This window comes from Spiroplasma endosymbiont of Dasysyrphus albostriatus, from assembly GCF_964019495.1.
GTDB lineage: Bacteria > Bacillota_I > Bacilli_A > Mycoplasmatales > VBWQ01 > Spiroplasma_E.
Genome location: NZ_OZ026447.1, coordinates 885531 through 903425 on the forward strand (window position 1 = coordinate 885531; position 17895 = coordinate 903425).

At 24.9% G+C, this 17895-nt stretch carries 18 protein-coding genes and 1 other RNA gene; 18 read left to right on the forward strand and 1 reads right to left on the reverse strand.

Annotation, left to right across the window (positions count from 1 at the left end; translation table 4 throughout):
- Positions 1-199 precede the first annotated feature (199 nt).
- A complete protein-coding gene (locus tag AACL11_RS05365; RefSeq protein ID WP_252320859.1) occupies positions 200-514 on the forward strand; it encodes an HU family DNA-binding protein in 315 nt (104 codons plus the stop codon).
- Here AACL11_RS05365 and AACL11_RS05370 read toward each other — a convergent pair.
- Positions 511-972 (reverse strand): Holliday junction resolvase RecU, encoded by a 462-nt coding sequence (locus AACL11_RS05370; protein ID WP_252320857.1) that lies wholly within the window; start codon positions 970-972, stop codon positions 511-513. The genes AACL11_RS05365 and AACL11_RS05370 overlap by 4 nt on opposite strands.
- 76 nt (positions 973-1048) lie before the next feature.
- Here AACL11_RS05370 and AACL11_RS05375 point away from each other — a divergent pair, with 76 nt between their 5' ends.
- The 17 genes from AACL11_RS05375 (at position 1049) to AACL11_RS05455 (ending at position 17182) form a co-directional block, all read left to right on the forward strand.
- A complete protein-coding gene (locus AACL11_RS05375; RefSeq protein WP_338959370.1) occupies positions 1049-1366 on the forward strand; it encodes a DivIVA domain-containing protein in 318 nt (105 codons plus the stop codon).
- A gap of 28 nt (positions 1367-1394) precedes the next feature.
- An RNA gene (gene rnpB, locus AACL11_RS05380) (RNase P RNA component class B) lies at positions 1395-1744 on the forward strand.
- Between the two features lie 48 nt (positions 1745-1792).
- Positions 1793-2254, forward strand: coding sequence for a CinA family protein (locus tag AACL11_RS05385; protein ID WP_338959371.1), 462 nt, complete (start codon positions 1793-1795; stop codon positions 2252-2254).
- 53 nt (positions 2255-2307) lie between these two features.
- Positions 2308-3291: a recombinase RecA gene (gene recA, locus AACL11_RS05390; RefSeq protein WP_338986548.1), complete on the forward strand. Its 984-nt coding sequence runs from the start codon at positions 2308-2310 to the stop codon at positions 3289-3291.
- Positions 3292-3454: 163 nt separating this feature from the next.
- A complete protein-coding gene (gene rny, locus AACL11_RS05395) occupies positions 3455-5029 on the forward strand; it encodes a ribonuclease Y (RefSeq protein WP_252320144.1) in 1575 nt (524 codons plus the stop codon).
- A gap of 149 nt (positions 5030-5178) precedes the next feature.
- Entirely contained in the window at positions 5179-6534 is a 1356-nt protein-coding gene (gene ffh, locus AACL11_RS05400) for a signal recognition particle protein (protein WP_252320142.1), read from the forward strand.
- Positions 6535-6865: 331 nt separating this feature from the next.
- Positions 6866-7117, forward strand: coding sequence for a hypothetical protein (locus AACL11_RS05405; protein WP_174480064.1), 252 nt, complete (start codon positions 6866-6868; stop codon positions 7115-7117).
- Positions 7098-9785: an Mbov_0397 family ICE element conjugal transfer ATPase gene (locus AACL11_RS05410; protein WP_338986551.1), complete on the forward strand. Its 2688-nt coding sequence runs from the start codon at positions 7098-7100 to the stop codon at positions 9783-9785. The genes AACL11_RS05405 and AACL11_RS05410 overlap by 20 nt, the downstream gene beginning before the upstream one ends.
- Positions 9786-10151: 366 nt before the next feature.
- A complete protein-coding gene (locus AACL11_RS05415) occupies positions 10152-10451 on the forward strand; it encodes a hypothetical protein (RefSeq protein ID WP_174480067.1) in 300 nt (99 codons plus the stop codon).
- 58 nt (positions 10452-10509) lie between these two features.
- On the forward strand, positions 10510-11868 hold the full coding sequence (locus AACL11_RS05420) for an Mbov_0396 family ICE element transmembrane protein (RefSeq protein ID WP_338986553.1): 1359 nt from the start codon (positions 10510-10512) through the stop codon (positions 11866-11868).
- 34 nt (positions 11869-11902) lie between these two features.
- Entirely contained in the window at positions 11903-12031 is a 129-nt protein-coding gene (locus AACL11_RS05425; RefSeq protein WP_256468397.1) for a hypothetical protein, read from the forward strand.
- 45 nt (positions 12032-12076) lie between these two features.
- Positions 12077-13960: a VirD4-like conjugal transfer protein, CD1115 family gene (locus AACL11_RS05430; RefSeq protein ID WP_281749401.1), complete on the forward strand. Its 1884-nt coding sequence runs from the start codon at positions 12077-12079 to the stop codon at positions 13958-13960.
- A 210-nt stretch (positions 13961-14170) separates the two neighbouring features.
- Positions 14171-14812, forward strand: coding sequence for a CDP-diacylglycerol--glycerol-3-phosphate 3-phosphatidyltransferase (gene pgsA / locus AACL11_RS05435; RefSeq protein ID WP_252320134.1), 642 nt, complete (start codon positions 14171-14173; stop codon positions 14810-14812).
- Positions 14813-14835: 23 nt separating this feature from the next.
- Positions 14836-15642 (forward strand): SDR family NAD(P)-dependent oxidoreductase, encoded by an 807-nt coding sequence (locus AACL11_RS05440; protein WP_252320132.1) that lies wholly within the window; start codon positions 14836-14838, stop codon positions 15640-15642.
- A gap of 153 nt (positions 15643-15795) precedes the next feature.
- Complete coding sequence (locus tag AACL11_RS05445; protein ID WP_338986560.1) at positions 15796-16035, forward strand: hypothetical protein; 240 nt, start codon at positions 15796-15798, stop codon at positions 16033-16035.
- Positions 16036-16181: 146 nt separating this feature from the next.
- Positions 16182-16349: a hypothetical protein gene (locus AACL11_RS05450; protein ID WP_338986562.1), complete on the forward strand. Its 168-nt coding sequence runs from the start codon at positions 16182-16184 to the stop codon at positions 16347-16349.
- Between the two features lie 599 nt (positions 16350-16948).
- Complete coding sequence (locus AACL11_RS05455) at positions 16949-17182, forward strand: hypothetical protein (RefSeq protein WP_338986564.1); 234 nt, start codon at positions 16949-16951, stop codon at positions 17180-17182.
- Positions 17183-17895: the final 713 nt, after the last annotated feature.

Below are 17895 nucleotides of genomic sequence, written 5' to 3' on the forward strand. Positions count from 1 at the left end.
AAAAAAAATATTATTCAAATAATTTTATCATTTTTTTAGAAAAAAAATACATTTTATGGTTCACTTTATAAAATGTTACTATATAATTTGATTACAGACCAGTAACATTTTTAAATTGGTTTGAAGATAAGGTAGTTATAATAATATCTATAATAGACATTATAATTATAATTCTTAAAACATTAGGAGGAAATTTTTTATGGCAAAAAGTAATTCTAAAACAAAGACAGAAATTATTAAGATAGTGGCGCAAAAGTCTGACGTCACAATTGCCTTAGCGACTAATATTATTGATTTATTTTTTGAAGAGATAAAAGTTGAAGTTGCAAATGGTGGTAAAATTAATATACCAAAATTTGGAATATTTGAAACTATTATTCGTGAAGCAAGAACAGGTCGTAATCCCCAAACTGGTGAATCTATTGTAATTAGTGCTTCTAAAGCACCTAAATTTAAAGCGAGTTCTGAATTTAAAAAACATACTAATCAACAAACAGAAACTTTAGCTTCTTAAATTAAAAATTTTAAAAAATCAAGATAAAATGGATATATAATTTCTAATTTATATCCATTTTGTTCTACTTTTTTATATGTCAGTGCTTTTTTTTGAACTTTTAAAAATTTTAATTTTTCTCAAAAAACTAAAAAAAAGGCATTATGTTCTGAAAAATAAATAATAACAAAACTAATAGCATTAAGATAAAAAGCATTTTCTAAGTATTCAAGTTGATGTTTTTTAAAATTATTTCATGGTAATGTTAAAGACTTAGTACTTTTTGCTTCAAAACAAAAATATTTACCATGATAAACTCCATGATAATCAACATTACTTTTTTCTTTAAAAATTTTATTGTTTTGATATAAAATTGATGGATTTTGTTTAAAAATTAGTGCTTGTTTTTCATTATTTATAATTTCAATAGTATAATTAATTATAGTTTCAAGAAACATTCCACGGTTAGCATAAAACATTATTTTAATTCCCCCTTACATATAGAATATTACTAACTTTGGAATAGTTTTCCTTTTAATTAAAGGAGGTATAAGTATGAATATTTGTAAAAAGGATATTATAGATAAAGAATTTACTGTTGATTATAAAGGCTATGATTCTAAAGAAGTAGATTTATTTCTTGATTTAGTAGCTACTAATTATGAAATACTAGAAGAATTTGTAAATAAACTAAAAAAGCAAAATGCAATTTTAGAAAATAATAATTACAAGTTACTTAAAGAAATTGATGTTTTAAAAACACAAATTTTAGTTTTAAAACAAGAAAAACAAAAATTAGAAGAAAAAGGTGTAGAAAATGTTGATATTATTACGAGGTTAAGCAAATTAGAAAGTATTGTACATGAAGAATAAATATGTTATAATTTTTTCTAAAAGAATAAAAAATGAGCTAATCGCTGCATTAGTATGTAGAGGAAAGTCCACGCTCGCACTTTCTGCGATGAAAGTAATGTTTGTGTTAGAGAAAACAATAACTCTAAGCAGTAATTCTGACGGCTGACAAAAACCTAAGTTTTTTATTAAATAAGGTTCTAGTCTATAAAAGTGTCATAGAGACGAGTTTTAAGGAAACTTAAAAGCTGGAACGAGATAAACCCCACAAGCGAGAAACCCAAATTTAGGTAGGGGCATTGGTTTATTAGAAATGAATAATAAACCGAACTATTGTTTACAATAGTAGATAAATGGTTAGCACTTGCAAGAAGCAAGAACAGAACGTGGCTTATGATTTTTTTATTCTTTTTTTGTATTGTAAATTATTTGATTGAAGGTTTAAAAATGACTGAACTTTTAGTTTTATTAGATAAATTTAATTTTAGAATTAGTTGTTGTGAAAGTATTACTGGTGGACTTTTTGCTCAAGAGATTACTAGTATTGCTGGTGCTTCTAAATATTTTAGTGGTGGTTTTATAACGTATACTAATGAATCAAAAATCAATATTGTTAAAATTAAAAAAACAACCATTGAAAAATATGGTGTAATAAGTAAACAATGTGCTATAGAAATGGCTTTAAATACACAAAAAATTTTAAAAACAAATATTGCTATTAGTTTTACTGGAAATGCAGGACCTAATGCTCTAGAAAATAAACCGGTTGGTTTAGTATATGTAGGTATTGTTATCAATGATAATGTTTGATGTGAAGTGTTAAATATTTCAGGTAATAGAAACGAAATTAGATCAACTATAGTAGCAAAAGCAGTAGTTATTTTAAAAAAAATTTTATTAAGTTTTTAAATTTTAAAAAGGAATTATCTTACAGAGTTATTAATATTTTGTAGGGTGATTTTATGGAAATAAATATTAAAGAAAAAGAGCAATTATTAGAAAAGGCCATTAAGCAAATTGAAAAAAAATTTGGCAAAGGTGCTATTATGTTATTAAGTGATAGTAGTATTGGCGATATTGAAGTTATTAGTTCAGGAAGTATATTATTAGATGATATTTTAGGTGTTAAAGGTTTTCCAAAAGGTCGTATTATTGAAGTTTATGGACCAGAATCGGCAGGTAAAACTACATTAGCATTAATGGCTTTAGCAGAAGTTCAAAAACAAAATGGTAGAATAGCATTTATAGATGCTGAACATGCATTAGATCGTCAATATAGTCAAAAATTAGGTGTTGATATTAGTCGTTTATTAATTACACAACCAGATTCAGGAGAACAAGCATTAGAAATACTAGATATTCTTGTTAAATCAGAAGCTTTAGATATGATTGTTGTTGATTCAGTAGTAGCATTAGTTCCACAAATTGAACTTGATGGTGATATGAATGATCAAACAATTGGTGCTCAAGCGCGATTAATGTCTAAAGCATTACGAAAAATTAGTGGAAGTATCGCAAAAACTAATTGTATTGTTTTATTTATTAATCAAATTCGAGAAAAAGTTGGTATTATATATGGTAATCCTGAAATAACACCCGGAGGAAAAGCATTACGTTTTTATAGTACAATTAGACTAGAAGTACGTAAAGGTGAACAATTAATCAAAAGTAATCAAATAATTGGTCATAAAATAAAAATAAAAGTTGTAAAAAATAAAGTAGCACCACCATTTAAAACAGCAAGTCTTGATTTTTGTTTTGAAGAAGGATTTTCAAAAATTAGTGAAATCATTACAATTGCTGTTGAGAAAGAAGTTATTAATAAATCTGGTGGTTGATACACTTATGAAGATGTAAAATTAGGACAAGGAAAAATAAAAGCAAAAGAAAGTTTAGAAGCAAATACTTTTCTTTTAGAACAAATTAAGGAACGAATCAAGTTTTAAAAATTAATATTTAAAACATGCTAAAATTAATGTAGGATTATTATCCTACTTATTTGTGTGTAGATATTAAAGAAGAAAAATATAAAATTTTAATTTTATTTAAGTTTTTGAGTGTAAGGATTCTTTTTCTTGTAGGTGTTTTACAGCAAGGAGAGAAATATAAATGGAAAAAAATATGTTAGCTATATTATCAAATATAAGTAGTCAACAGTTTGGAATGTGAGTAGGTATATCAATTTTTCTAGCAATGATAGTAGGGATAATTGCTGGATTTCTAATTAGAAAAATGTATTTAAAAATTAAAGAACAACAAAGTTTTACTAATATTTTAAAGAGAGAAAAAGAATCTCAAAAATTAATTCAATCCTCAAGAGCCGATGCAAAAATTGAAATAAGTAAAATGAAAAAAGATTTGTATTTAGAGATTGAATATCGTAAAGAACAAAATTTAGAATATGAGAAACTTTTAAATAAAAGAGAACGCAAATTAAGTGAACGTGAAGAAATAATTGAAACACAAACACAAAATCTTTATCATCAACGTGAAATTGTAAAAAATGTTAAATTAGAATATCATCAAAAAATTGATCAAATTATTATGGAATTAGAAAAAATTTCTGGTATGAGTCGAAATGAAGCAAAAGATGAATTGTTTAGTAAATTAAAAGAAAAATTATCATTAGAATTTAATAAAATTATTAAAAATCATGAATATAATATTAAACTTCAATCTAAAGAGTTAGCCAATAATATTGTTAGTGAAGCAATAGAACGTTATGCAAGTAATTTTATTGTTGATAAGTCAGTATCATATGTTAAGTTACCTAATGAAGAAATGAAAGGCAGAATTATTGGTAAAGAGGGTAGAAATATTAAATCTTTTGAGTTAACAGCGGGTGTAGATATTATCATTGATGATACGCCAGAAACAATTCAAATTTCTTCATTTAATCCGATCAGAAGAGAAATTGCAACTAGAGCTTTAGAAGATTTAGTTAAAGATGGAAGAATTCATCCAATTAGAATTGAAGAAATCTTGAGATTTCATGAGCAGGAATTAAATGAAGGTTTTAAAGTTGATGGTAAAAAAATTATTGATGAGTTAAAATTAACTGGTTTTGAACCAGAGTTAGTATCTTATATTGGAAGATTAAAATATCGTACAAGTTATGGGCAAAATGTTTTATTGCATTCCTTTGAAGTTGCCAAACTTGCAGGAGCAATGGCAGCTGAATTGGGTTTAGATGTTAATATTGCAAAACGTGCTGGTTTATTACATGATATTGGTAAAGCTGCTGATTATGAATTAGAAGGTTCACATGTTTATAATGGTGTGATTTTAGCAAAAAAATATGGTGAAAGTGATATTATTATTAATGCTATTCATTCTCATCATGGTGATGTTGCAAAAGATAATGTTTATTCTTCTTTAGTTTCAGCTGCTGATACATTATCAGCAGCTAGACCTGGTTCAAGAAATAATTCATTAGAAGAATTTATAACTAGAATTAAAGAAATTGAAGATTTGTGTAAATCTGTTAAAGGCGTAGAAAAAGCATATGCTGTTCAGGCAGGAAGACAAATTAGAGTTATTGTTGATCCTAAAGTTATTAATGATTTTGATGCTCATATATTAGCAAGAAACTTAAAACAAAAATTAGAACAAATGATTACAATACCAGGCGATATTCATATTACTGTTATTCGTGAAGTAAGAGCAACAGAATTAATTAATTAATTTTTAGAGAACCCTTAGGTTCTCTTTTTAACTTTATAAAATATATAATTTGTTAATTCAAATATTTATTTTTTTATGTTTAATTTATTTTTTCATTATTATTTTAGTGTTAAAATAATATAGTCTTAAAAATAGAGGAGAATATAAATATGAGTTTTGCTGACATTATGTCAAAAAAAGTACAAAAAACATTAGAAAAAAATTTAAGTAAAAAAACTTTAACCATGGAAAATATGGAAGCAACAATTAAAGAATTCAGATTAATTTTGTTAGAGGCTGACGTTAATTTTAGAGTAGTTAAAACTTTAACTAATGAAATTATTAATAAAGCAAAAGGTGAATTTATTAAAGAAGGCTTAGATCAAAAAGAAATGTTAATTAAAATTATTCATGATGAATTAACAAAGATTATGGGTACTAAGAATGTTGAGTTAGATTTATCTACTAATCCCACTGTTATTATGATAGTTGGTTTACAAGGTTCTGGTAAAACAACAACAATATCTAAACTAGCAAAGTTGTTAACAGATAAATATCAAAAAAAATGTTTACTAGTTGCAGGAGATATTTATCGTCCAGCTGCTGTTGAACAATTAAAAGTTTTAGGAAAACAATTGAATATTGAAGTTTTTTCCCAAAAAAATGAAACTCCTACTAATATTGTTAAAAATGCTCAAATATATGCTAATAAAAATAAGTTTGATGTAATATTAATTGATACAGCTGGAAGATTACACATTGATGAAAAATTAATGCAAGAACTAGCAGAAATAAGAAAAATTACTTCACCAAAAGAAGTTTTACTTGTTTGTGATGGTATGGCAGGACAAGATATAATTAATGTTGCTATTGAGTTTAATAATACTATTCCTATTACTGGAAGTATAATCACTAAATTAGATGGTACTGCTAAGGGTGGTTCAGCTCTTTCAATTTCTTATTTAACAAAGATTCCTGTTAAGTTCTTAGGAATGGGTGAAAAGGTAACTGATTTAGAAGTTTTTTATCCAGAAAGAATGGCAGAACGTATTTTAGGAATGGGTGATCTTACTACATTAATGGAGAAGGCCGAAAGTATAGTTTCAACTCGTGATGTTGAAGAAACTATGAATAGAATGATGTTAGGTCAATTTGATTTGAATGACCTTGTTAATCAAATGAAGCAAATTCAAAAAATGGGTAAATTGGGCTCACTTGTAAAAATGATTCCTGGTATGTCTGCTAAAATTAGTGATGCTAAAATTAGTGATGCTGAAACTGATTTAAAAATAGCAGAATATATTATTGCTTCAACAACTGCTCAAGAACGTGAAAAGCCACAAATTTTACGTTATCCAACTAGAAAAGCAAGAGTATTAAAAGGCTCAGGTCGTTCAGAAAAAGAATTAAATAAAGTGCTAAACCAATTTGAAAAAACTAAAAAAGTTATGGATCAAATTGCTGGTCAGATTAAAAAAGGAGAAATGCCAAATATTCCAGGATTAGATAAGTTAATAAAAAGTTAGAAAAATAAAAAAAATTTGTTATTTTTTGTTAATTTGTTAAAATTTATTTAACTCAAGAAATGTATAAAACTTTGATTTCTTGAGTTTTTATAGATATTATTTTATTAAAATTTTTTTAAATTTTCTTCTTTGTTTTTAAAAATTTAATTTATTTTTTAAAGTAAAACTAGATTTTAAAAAGAAAATAGTGTTTAAATAGTGGGTTATTTTAAATTAAAAATATAGCAAAAATTTATTTTTTCTTTTTCAGTTGCTTAATAATATTTAGGGAACAAGATAACTTTGAATTGTGTTTAGTAAACAAATTAAATTCAGTTAGGAGACAATGATTATGAAAGATACGTATACATCTGTTCGATTAGCTCAAAAGCCACAAAATTCTTTTGCTTGCTATCGATGTGGTAGAGTAATTTTGATAGCTGATTACTTAGAAGGAATAAATATTCAAGTTAATTGCAGTCGTTGTGGCTTTAAGAAGCGTGTTAATAGTATAAAGATAGAGAAAATAAACAGTAAACCAAATTCAGCGCTAAATTCTAATGAAATTTCAAAAGAAAAGATAAATGAAATTTTTAATTCCTAAAACTATTAAATTTGTAAAATTACAAATTTGGAGAAGTGTTGGTTTAATTGATTTATTAATTATTTTAATGGTAGTTGGATTTGCTTCAATTATTATTTTATTGTTGCAAATTGATATTATTTTTAAAATATTAGCTGTTATTTTAGTTGGTTGTGCTACTATTCCGCTTACTTTTTATTGACAGCCAAGAAAAAAAGGATGAGAAATTATTTTATTATGATTTAAATTTCATAGTAAAAATCGTTATTATAAATCTGAAAAAAATTCACAAATATTAGTACCATTTAAAAAAATTATTAGTAAGAATGTGATGCAATTAAATGTGAAAAATACAAATTATACTAGAGCTTTATTATTGGAGGGTTTTAATATTACATTATTATCTAATGAAGAAGCCTCAAATAAAATTAAAGATTTAGCTGCAGCTTTTAAAATTATTAATATTTCTATGTCTTTAATAAAGATTGATATGCCTTTAGATATAACTGCGCAAACTAATTTTTATAAAGAACAACTCGAAAAAATTGATTTAGAAAATATTAGTGAAAAAGCAAAATTAGCAAGAAAATTTCAAATGATATCAGCAATTAATGCTAATAATGAAATTCAAAATCAAAATGAAATGACGCAACCATTTTTTTACTTATTTTTTTATTCATCAAATCAAGAAAAATTAAAAGAAGAACTAAATGCTTTTAAAAATTATATCAGTCGTAGTGGTGTTAAAGCTAGTGATATTAATTGTTTTGAAATGATGGTTGTTTATAGTAAATTAATAAATTCTAATGAAAATGCTTCGTTAGAAGAAATGTTTACTACAAAAAAAGAAGAAACTGTTAAAAGTAAAGATTTAACTAATGATTTAGCGATTAAAGAATTATTAGTTCATAAGAATAATTTAGAATTTGCTAATTGTTTTCAAACTGTTTATAACATATATGATTATCCATTTGAAGTTTCAGCAGTCTGATTAGCAAATTTAGTAAATATTCCGAATACTAGTTTAATCTTTACTTTTAATAGTATCAGTGAAGAAAGTGCTAAAAAACAATTGAATAAAGCTATGCAAAATTTAGCAACTTTAAATTTTATGACAAAATCATTATCAGAACGAAGAGATTATGATTATCATTATCAATCATTAAATGAATTATTAGATCAAATTGCTGGTGGTGGTGAGAAAATATTTAATACTAATATGTATTTATTAATTAATGGTGCTGATCGTAAGCAACTTAAGCAAAATATTAGTACTGCCGAATACGAAATAAAAAACAATAATATGAAGTTTGATAAATTATATTATCGTCAATTAGAAGCTTTTTTATCAGTAATGCCAGATAGTGCTGATTGATTTAAAGAAACAGGTCACGAAATGCCATGTTTAACAATAGGTGCTAGTTTTCCTTTTTTAAATCAAGAATTAAATGATAAACAAGGACTGTTTCTTGGATTTAATGAAAGTGGTAATAAAGTATTTTTTGATCAAAGAACTAAAAGTAGTACTCGTAAAAATCATAATCAATTAATTATTGGTACTAGTGGTTCGGGAAAATCTTATACTTCTAAAAAAGAAGTAAATTATCAAATTATGCTTGGTCATAAAGTAATTGTTATTGATCCTGAACGTGAATATCGCGATTTATGTAATTATCATGATGGAAGTTGAATTGATGTTGGTGACGGTTCTTCTGGTAATATTAATCCATTTCAAATTACATTGGCACTGAGTGATGATAATACTAATGATAATAATACTCGTGATATTTTAGCACCACATATGCAATTCTTAGAACAATTTTTAAACGTTGCTACTGGTGGATTAACGAGAAATGAATCAAGTTTATTAATGATTTATGTAAATTTAATGTATGAAAAATTTGGTATTACTTCTCGAACAAAAATTCATTTATTAAAACCAAATCAATTTCCAATTTTTCAAGATTTATATGATATTATTGAATCTGATATGGTTAAAGAAGAAGAGATTAGAAGTAAAAATGAATTAAAAAATTTACTAATTATATTATCAAGATTTGCAACTGGTGGTACTGATGCTAATTTATGAAATGCTCATACTAATATTAATAGCAGTAGTTTATTACAAGTTTATGATTTATATACTTTAACGCAATCAGGGAATAAACGTTTAGTTAACGCTCAAATGTTTTTAATTTTGAAATATATTGAAAATGAAGTACGAAAAAATAAAAATGATAATGAAATTAATAATAAACAACAATGAATTTCAATTACTATTGATGAAGCCCATTTACTTATTGATAAAGAATTTCCAGCAGCATTATTATTTATGTATCAAATTGTTAAGAGAATTCGTAAGTATACAGGTATGATAAATATTATTACACAAAATATTAACGATTTTCTTGGTTCTGAAGAAATTAAAAAATATACTACTGCTATTATTAACTCAAGTCAATATTTAAAAGTATTAAATTTACAACCTCATGATTTAGCGGCATTAAATGAATTGTATTCTTCATATGGTGGCATTTCTGCTAATGAAACTGATTTTATTGCTCGTGCTAAAGTTGGTGAATGTCTTTTTGCTATTTCTAGTTTATATCGTATGTGTTTAAATATTAATGTTAGTGATGCTGAAACACAAGCAATTAAAAATATAAAAAATAACGAAATTGAAAATTAGTATATTTTTATACATTATCGATTTCATCAATAATTGTTAATTTATTTTAAATTAAATATAAAGATACTTTCATATTAATAAAACTTATAAGTTTTATTAATATGATTTTATTTAAATAAAAAATTTTATAAAACAATAAAAAATAAGTTGATAAAATTGAAAATTTTTATTTACTTTATTTTAAAACCAACTATAATTAAAGTGTATCAACATTATTTATAACATATGAATTTGACTGTAAGTCCTAATTTATCTCTTTAAGGAGTAAAATAAGGCTTATTATATTATTAGATAAATTCATGCTTTATAAACAATTTTGATTAGTAAATAATTTTATTTTTTTTATTATTTAAGGAGGAAAAACTTATGATTTTTAATTATCTATCAGATGGACCTGATATAAATAAAATCATTGATGTAGCAAAACCTTATGTTTCGGCAGTTGCAGGATTGCTAATTGCTGCTTTAATTGCATTTAGTGTTTTTAAAATAATTATATTGGCAAAAGATTTAGCGGCTGCTGGTGATGATCCACAACGTAGAAGTGAGATTAAAAAAGCGTTTATGTATACATTAATTGCACCAATTATTGGCATTACTGCATCAGCAATAATAATTGCTCTTGTGCAAGCTTTTGGTGGTAATCCAAATATTCTTCCTAGCTAACTAAAGAAAGTTATATATTAACTTAATATTAAGTTATGAAGAGAAAAGAGATGAAAATATGGATTGACTAACAGATATTATACTAGGAGCTTTATTATTTATACCTTGACTTATTTTCATTCAAGGACCATTATATTTAATTGATATTTTATTGAGATCACCTAATCATGGTCATGGCGGCATATTTGATTATTTAACAACTGATGCGATAACTAATTTAGTTTTTGGAGATTTTACTAAAGATCCACTTAATAGTAAAAATTTACCAGTATTTTTTTCAGCATTAGCAATTGTTTCAATTGGCGTAATACTTATTATGTTTATTATGCAATTAATTATTATTCAATTTACTGAAACACATACAATTAGAGAAAAATTAGGTAAAGCTATAAAAAATACATTTTTAGCTTTTTTAGTAATTGTTTTCATTCCATTTTTTATGAGTACTATAAATTATTTAATAACAGGATTATTGGCAGTTTTACAAATTACAGCTTTAGGAAAAAATGCTAGTTTAGCTGATTTATTATGAGGTATTGGTGCTCCGGATGCTAATGCTGCTCAGCATGATCCTGGTGTTTATTCAATGCCACCTATTTCTCAATTAAAACATTGAAACTTTATTCTTGAAATTATTGCGGTGTGATTTACTTTATATGTATTATTTGTTGCATCAATGACGTTGGTTGAAAGAATTATTGATTTATTACTTTTATTTTCAATATCACCAATTGTTGCTTCTATGATGCCTGTTGATCAAGGAAAAAGATTGGGTGTTTGAAAAGAAATGGTAATAGGTAAGTTTATTATTGGTCCAGGAACGATGTTACCTATTTATATCTTTCTTCAAATATTACCAAAGGCAATATTAGATATTACTAATAATACTAATTTTAGTTGACTTGAAAAACAAGTTTTATATACGTTATTTTGTACAGCCGGTGCTATTAGTTGTTTAAGAACTCAAAAAATTATTAATCACTTAGTAACACAAAACTTAGGTGTACAAAGTGCTATTGATTCTAATGGAGCAGCTATTGCTGGAAATATTATGGGTAAAGCTCGGACTTTTGCTAGCCTTGCAGCAGGTGGTGCTGGTGCATTAAAACTTGGGAAACAAATTGCATTTGGTAGTGCTAAAGATGGAAGAAATCCTGATGGTAGTCAAAAGAAAGCAAATGGACTATTAAAAAATGGTATCACAGGTTATTTAGGTAAAGGTACTAAAGGAGTTGCTAAAGGAATTGGTAAATTTCAAAATTCTCATGATCAAGGTACTAAATGACAAGATACAAAAAATAATTTAAAAAGCCCTTTTGTTGGATTAAATAATATGGCTAAGGGTGCTTTTGTTGAACCTTTTGTAAATTTAAATAACACTAGAAAGAGTGCAAGAAGAGGAGATCCTGATGAATAAAAAAGTAAAATATTAAAATCTTGGAGAAATAATCATGAAATTTAAAAAAACAAAAAATGAATTTAAAAAGAAAAAAAGTTATCGTTGAAGACGTAATGTAACTATTGGTGTTTTATTATTAATAATATCAGGTATTGCTGGTGTTATTTCCCAATATGGGTAAAATATAAATTATTATAAAATATATAAAAAATAAAGGAACATAAAAATGAAATTTATTCGTCAAAAAAAATGAGTACTACCAGCAGTAATTATAATTGTTATACCCTTTTTAGTATTAATAAATACTTTATTAGTTTATGCTTTAGTCTTTGTTCGTAACATGTTTTCTCATAGTGGAGATAATCAACAACCATTTACACTTAAATTTTTAATACAGGATGTTATTAATTATTGATTAATATTTTTAATTCTATTTCTTATTGAATTTTCAGTTTTATTATCTTACTTTATGATTCATAAATATAAAATTTATCGTGAAACTCATAATAAAAGTCGCTTTTTACGTGATTCAAAAAATAAAGTGTATGGATCTGCTGCTTGATTAACACCCACTGAAATTGCTAATACTTTTCCTTTATCAAAAACTGTTGAAAATGATTATGGTATTGTTGTTCAAACAACAAAGACTAAAATTGGTGGTGTCCAATTTAATATTAAGTCTGATGCTCATAATATTGTAATTGGGGGAACAGGAAGTGGTAAAACTCAAAAATTAGTTATTCCAACTATATATTTAAATGCCCAATCGAAAATTAAACCATCAATGGTTATTACTGACCCAAAAGGAGAATTATTTCAAAATCATTCTAAAATATTAAAAGATAATGGTTACGATGTTTATGTTATTAATTTACGTGATACATCAGTATCTAATTCATGAAATCCTTTTGTTAAAGTATATGATTTTTATGTAGAATCAATGCGTTTAAAAAAAGAAAATAATCCTTTAAATGAATCAATTACTTATGAATCAATGGCATTATCATGAATTAATGATATTGTTGAAGCTTTATTTCCTGAATCAGATCCAAAACAAAAATTTTGAAATCAATCAGCGATGCAAGTTGTCAAATCAATTATGTTATTTATGTTAGAACAACTTGAAGATCAACCTGATGTTCCTTTAAAATACTTTAGTATGTCAAATGCTGCTATTGTTGCTACTAATCGTCAACGATATGTTGAAATTCTAAAAAAAATGCCAACTCATAGTTTAGCTCGTCAAATTGGTTTAGGTGCATTAGAAGGTGCTGAAGAAACTGCGGGATCAATTAGTCAAATGGTTGCTAATGGATTACGTTTATTTACTGATCCAGTGACGCGAAATATTAGTTGTAGTAATGATATAAATTTAGATGAAATTGTAAAAAAACCAAGTGCTGTTTTCTTAGTTGTTCCTGATGAAAGTAATGAACGTAATGCTTTTGTATCAATGTTTATTGCACAGTTATATAAAAATACAATTCGTTATGCAAGTACTTTACCTGATATTAAATTACCACGTCCTTTATACTTTTTATTTGATGAGTTTGGTAATATACCAACGATTGCTAGTATGGCACAAATGATTACTGTTGCACGAAGTCGTAATATTTTTTTCATGATGATTATGCAAGATTTACAACAATTAACACAAAAATATGGTAAAGAAACAGCAGAAACTATTTTTAATAACTGTATTTTGCATACTTTTTTGCAAACTATGGATTTACAAACCGCTAATAAATATTCAGATATGTTCGGTGAAAAAACAATTATTAATTATAGCCATTCTGGTAATAAAGATAAAAAAGCTGATAATATTAATTCATCATTACAAGGTAAAAAATTAATTACAGGTAGTGAGTTAATGAAATTAGATTTTGATACTGCTGTTATTTTTTTAGCAAAACATAATCCAGCAAAAACACGTTTAATTCCGTTTTATGAATGAGGAAGTAAACCGGCAGGACAAGCAACTGTTACAAATGCTTCACGTTTAATTGATTTTAATAAAGATTATTATTTAAGTTATATTGGTTTATTCTATTATATTGAGAAAAGAAAAAATCCACAAGCTGCTGCCGAAAGAGAAAAATCAGAAAAATAAAAAACAAACAATAGTTAAGAAATTGTATATAAAAGAATATTTATTTTAATATATAAATGTATATTATTGATAGATATAGAAAATAACGATATACTTATTTCATGAATAGATTAAAAATATAAGTTTTACTTTTTATAAATTATGCTAAAAAAGGTAAGTACATAATAATATTAAATATTATAAATAAACTTATATGAAAGGATTTTAAATATGAATGTTCCCAATATTATTTCTTTAATAAGATTAATATTAGTCCCAATTATTGTTAGTTTAATGATTATCGGTCCAATAGATAATGATAATTTTTATCATCTTTGAATAACAAGTATTAATATTAATAGTTATAGTTTACCGATTAGTTGGTTAATAGCAGCAATTTTATTTATTATTGCTGCCATTAGTGATTTTATTGATGGATGATGAGCAAGAAAATTTAATCAGGTAACAACTTTTGGTAAATTTTTTGATTCAATTGCAGATAAACTTTTAACTAATGGTGTTTTAATTGTAATGGCATGTGCTACTATAATTCCCGTTTGAATGGTAATTATTTTGGTATTACGTGATTTTATTATTGATGTAGTTCGTCAAATTTTGGCTACTAAAGGTACAGTAATGGCTGCTGATAAATATGGTAGAATAAAGGCAGCATTACAAATGTTAGGAATTACAATTTTATTTTTTATTAATTGACGATTTTTAAATGGTAGTGTTAATGGTCATAGTAATAATGATCAATATGGTTTAATTAATCAATTAGTAATGATACCAATGTACGTTGCTACAGTATTAAGTATTTTTAGTGCTTATAATTATATTAGTTCAAATAGTAAAAAATTGTTTAATATCTAAAAATAAAAGGAGTATTAATATAAATGATAAATAAAGTAATTGTTTTGAATCAGTGAGCAGTAGTTACAGGAGCGTCTAAAGGATTGGGATATTATTACTGTCAAGCATTATTAGCACAAGGTTATCACGTATTAGGGGTATCACGTGATAGTAAAAAAATATTAGAATTAGCAGATAAGTATCCACACTTACAAGTTAAAAATTATGATTTAGATTTATCTGATTTAAAAAATATTTATAAATTATTTGAGTTATCAAAAGAATTAAATGTAACAGTAGTTATTAATAATGCTGGTTATGGTGTTTGAGGAACATTTGCAGATAGTATGTTAGAACAAGAATTAAATATGATTAATTTAAATATTTCTTGTTTACATATTTTAACAAAGTTATTTGTTCAACGTTTTAGTAAAAATAATTATGGTCGTGTTATTAATATTGGAAGTATGGCAGCTTTTAGTCCAGGTCCTGTTTTTGCTAGTTATTATGCTTCTAAATCATATGTTTGAAGTTTAGGTGTTGCAGTTAATTATGAATTAAAAAGAGCAAAAAGTAAAGTAAGAGTAATTACAATTTGTCCAGGTCCATTAAAAACTGAATTTTGAAATCGTAGTAGTAATGGTAAAGGAAATAAAGAACATTATAGTTCATTATTACCAGTTTTAGATACTGAAACTTATGCTAAAAAGTCTTTACAAACAGCCTTAAAAACAAAAAGAAAAAGTTTTATTATTACAGGAATTTCTAATAAAATTACAAGAACTATTATTAGAATATTACCTTTAAAAACAGTACTTAAGTTAGTATATAATTATCAAAAAAATCGCTAATAATGAATTTCATTTTTTATTTTAATCGTAAAAATTATTAAAAAAACATTTATTTATTATAAATGTTTTTTTATTGTTTTCTTTAAAAGAAAGGTTTATGATGTATCCAACTTCTTAAGATTTTAAGAAGTTATTAAAAAAGAGGTGTTATTTATGAAAAAATATTTATCAATGTTAACAACAATAGCATTATCAGCAGCATCAATATTTTCAACTTCTTCGATATTAAATTCATATGTAAAAAATTACAATTTAATAAATGTTGATAATTTACATGATGTAATACAACCAATTGATATTGTTGAATACCCTATTTTTGCTGATAATGGAGAAACTACAGTTAAAACTTTTGAAAAAAATGTTATTGTTCTTTTAGTGATCCTTCAAAATTAAAATATATAGAATTAACTGATATAAAAAGTCATGTCGATTTTCATATAAATGGAAAAGATTATTATTATAATGATCAAAGTAAGAATTTAGTTATTGTATCTAGTGATACAAAGTTTATTGATAATAGTATTTCACATGAAGGAAATATGAATAAAGTTCAGCAAACAGTTAGTTACGATTATGATTGAAATCAAAAAGCATTTATTTTTAAATTTGTTAGTGTTGAAACGGTTACAGCAAATAATGAAAAAGATACTCAGTTTGTGAGAGGTTATTTTACTACTAGTTTAAAGTTAAATTTGCATGAATTTTAATTTATAGTTTAAAATATTATTTTTTTAACTTAATTAGAGAAATTATATTATAAAAGTAGTATTTAAGGTACTGCTTTTATTTATTTTTTTGTTTTTTAAAATAAAATAATTATAATAAAATAAATAATATTTATATTATAAAATTAATTAAAGCATTAATAATAATTTATAATAATGATTAATCAAAATATATTATATACAGTATGAGATTCTATTGTAATTTGGTTTAAATTTGTTATTATTATATTTGTCCTAAAACTTTAGGACAAAACATCAGTTTAATTAATTTAAAATTGTAAATTTGGCTTTATGCCCTTATATGAGTAATTTTCATGTAAGGGTTTTGTATTTTAATTTATTGATATGAGTCTTTAATTTAATTTAAAAACTCAATTTAATATCTATTCCAATTTCATAAATTAATATTCCCACTTACCCTTAAACCAAAATTTATACAGACTAATAATTAAAAACATTTTAAAATTTATATCATTATAATTTAAAAGTATTAAGTTTAAAGTCAAATTTACTCTTTTATGGTAATTAAGTTTGTTTATAGTAAAAGTATTATTAAAACTTTAGAAAATGAGGTTTATTAAATGCAGAATATTATAAATTGTGGCATTTATTTTGCCAATGTGCCATTAACAAAAACAACTAACGAAACTAGATGTGAAAATATAAATTGTAATTATCAATATTGTAATGGTTGCAAACTTGAAACAGTTATCATTTGAACACAAACTCCTGATCAAAAATGTTTGGGAGGTTCCCAAAAAAGTAGGAAGATGAATTACTATAAAAATAAATTCTTTTCAAAATTACCATTTTAAAATGATGATAGACAAATTAAATTCTCTTTTACCCTTAAATTTAATATTCGACGTATTTTAAAAAAAATAAAAGATACATTTTGTAAGTTAAATTAAAATTATTATCAAGGAAAAAGACAAGAAATAATCTTGTCTTTTTTTGTAATTGTAAAATTTTAAAATTTTTAATAACCCTCTTTAATACTATTATCAACACGTGTTAAGGAACTAAAAAAGTGAACTACAACACAGTTGTTAAAAATAGTAGCTAGCATGTGGACTTGCATGGATAAATAAAAAGTGGAGTGATACCTAATAAAATATACTAACCATTAATGGTAATTCTTGGGGTGGGAGCGAATTGGAAACTAGTATATATAGACCTGTTGTAGGGACCTATTGTATTAATTCTATTATTTATTTAACCAACCTTGCCACTCCCCAGTGAGCAAGTGTTGGTTTTATTTTTTATTTTTTTTGAAAAATTTTTTTGGGCGAGAAAATAAATTTCAAACTTGTAAAAAAAATTGAGCGGTGCCGGTTCAATTAAAATATTAATTTGTTTAACACAAATTAAATAAATATTGAATCGAATGCCTCAATGTTTTTTAAAATTTCACAATTTATTTTTGAGCCCAGAATTGCTGGAATGAATAAAACGAATAGTAGTATTATTAATAATCTAAAAATCAAAATATATGTTCTTTATGCTAGAAGCAACAGAACATATTAGG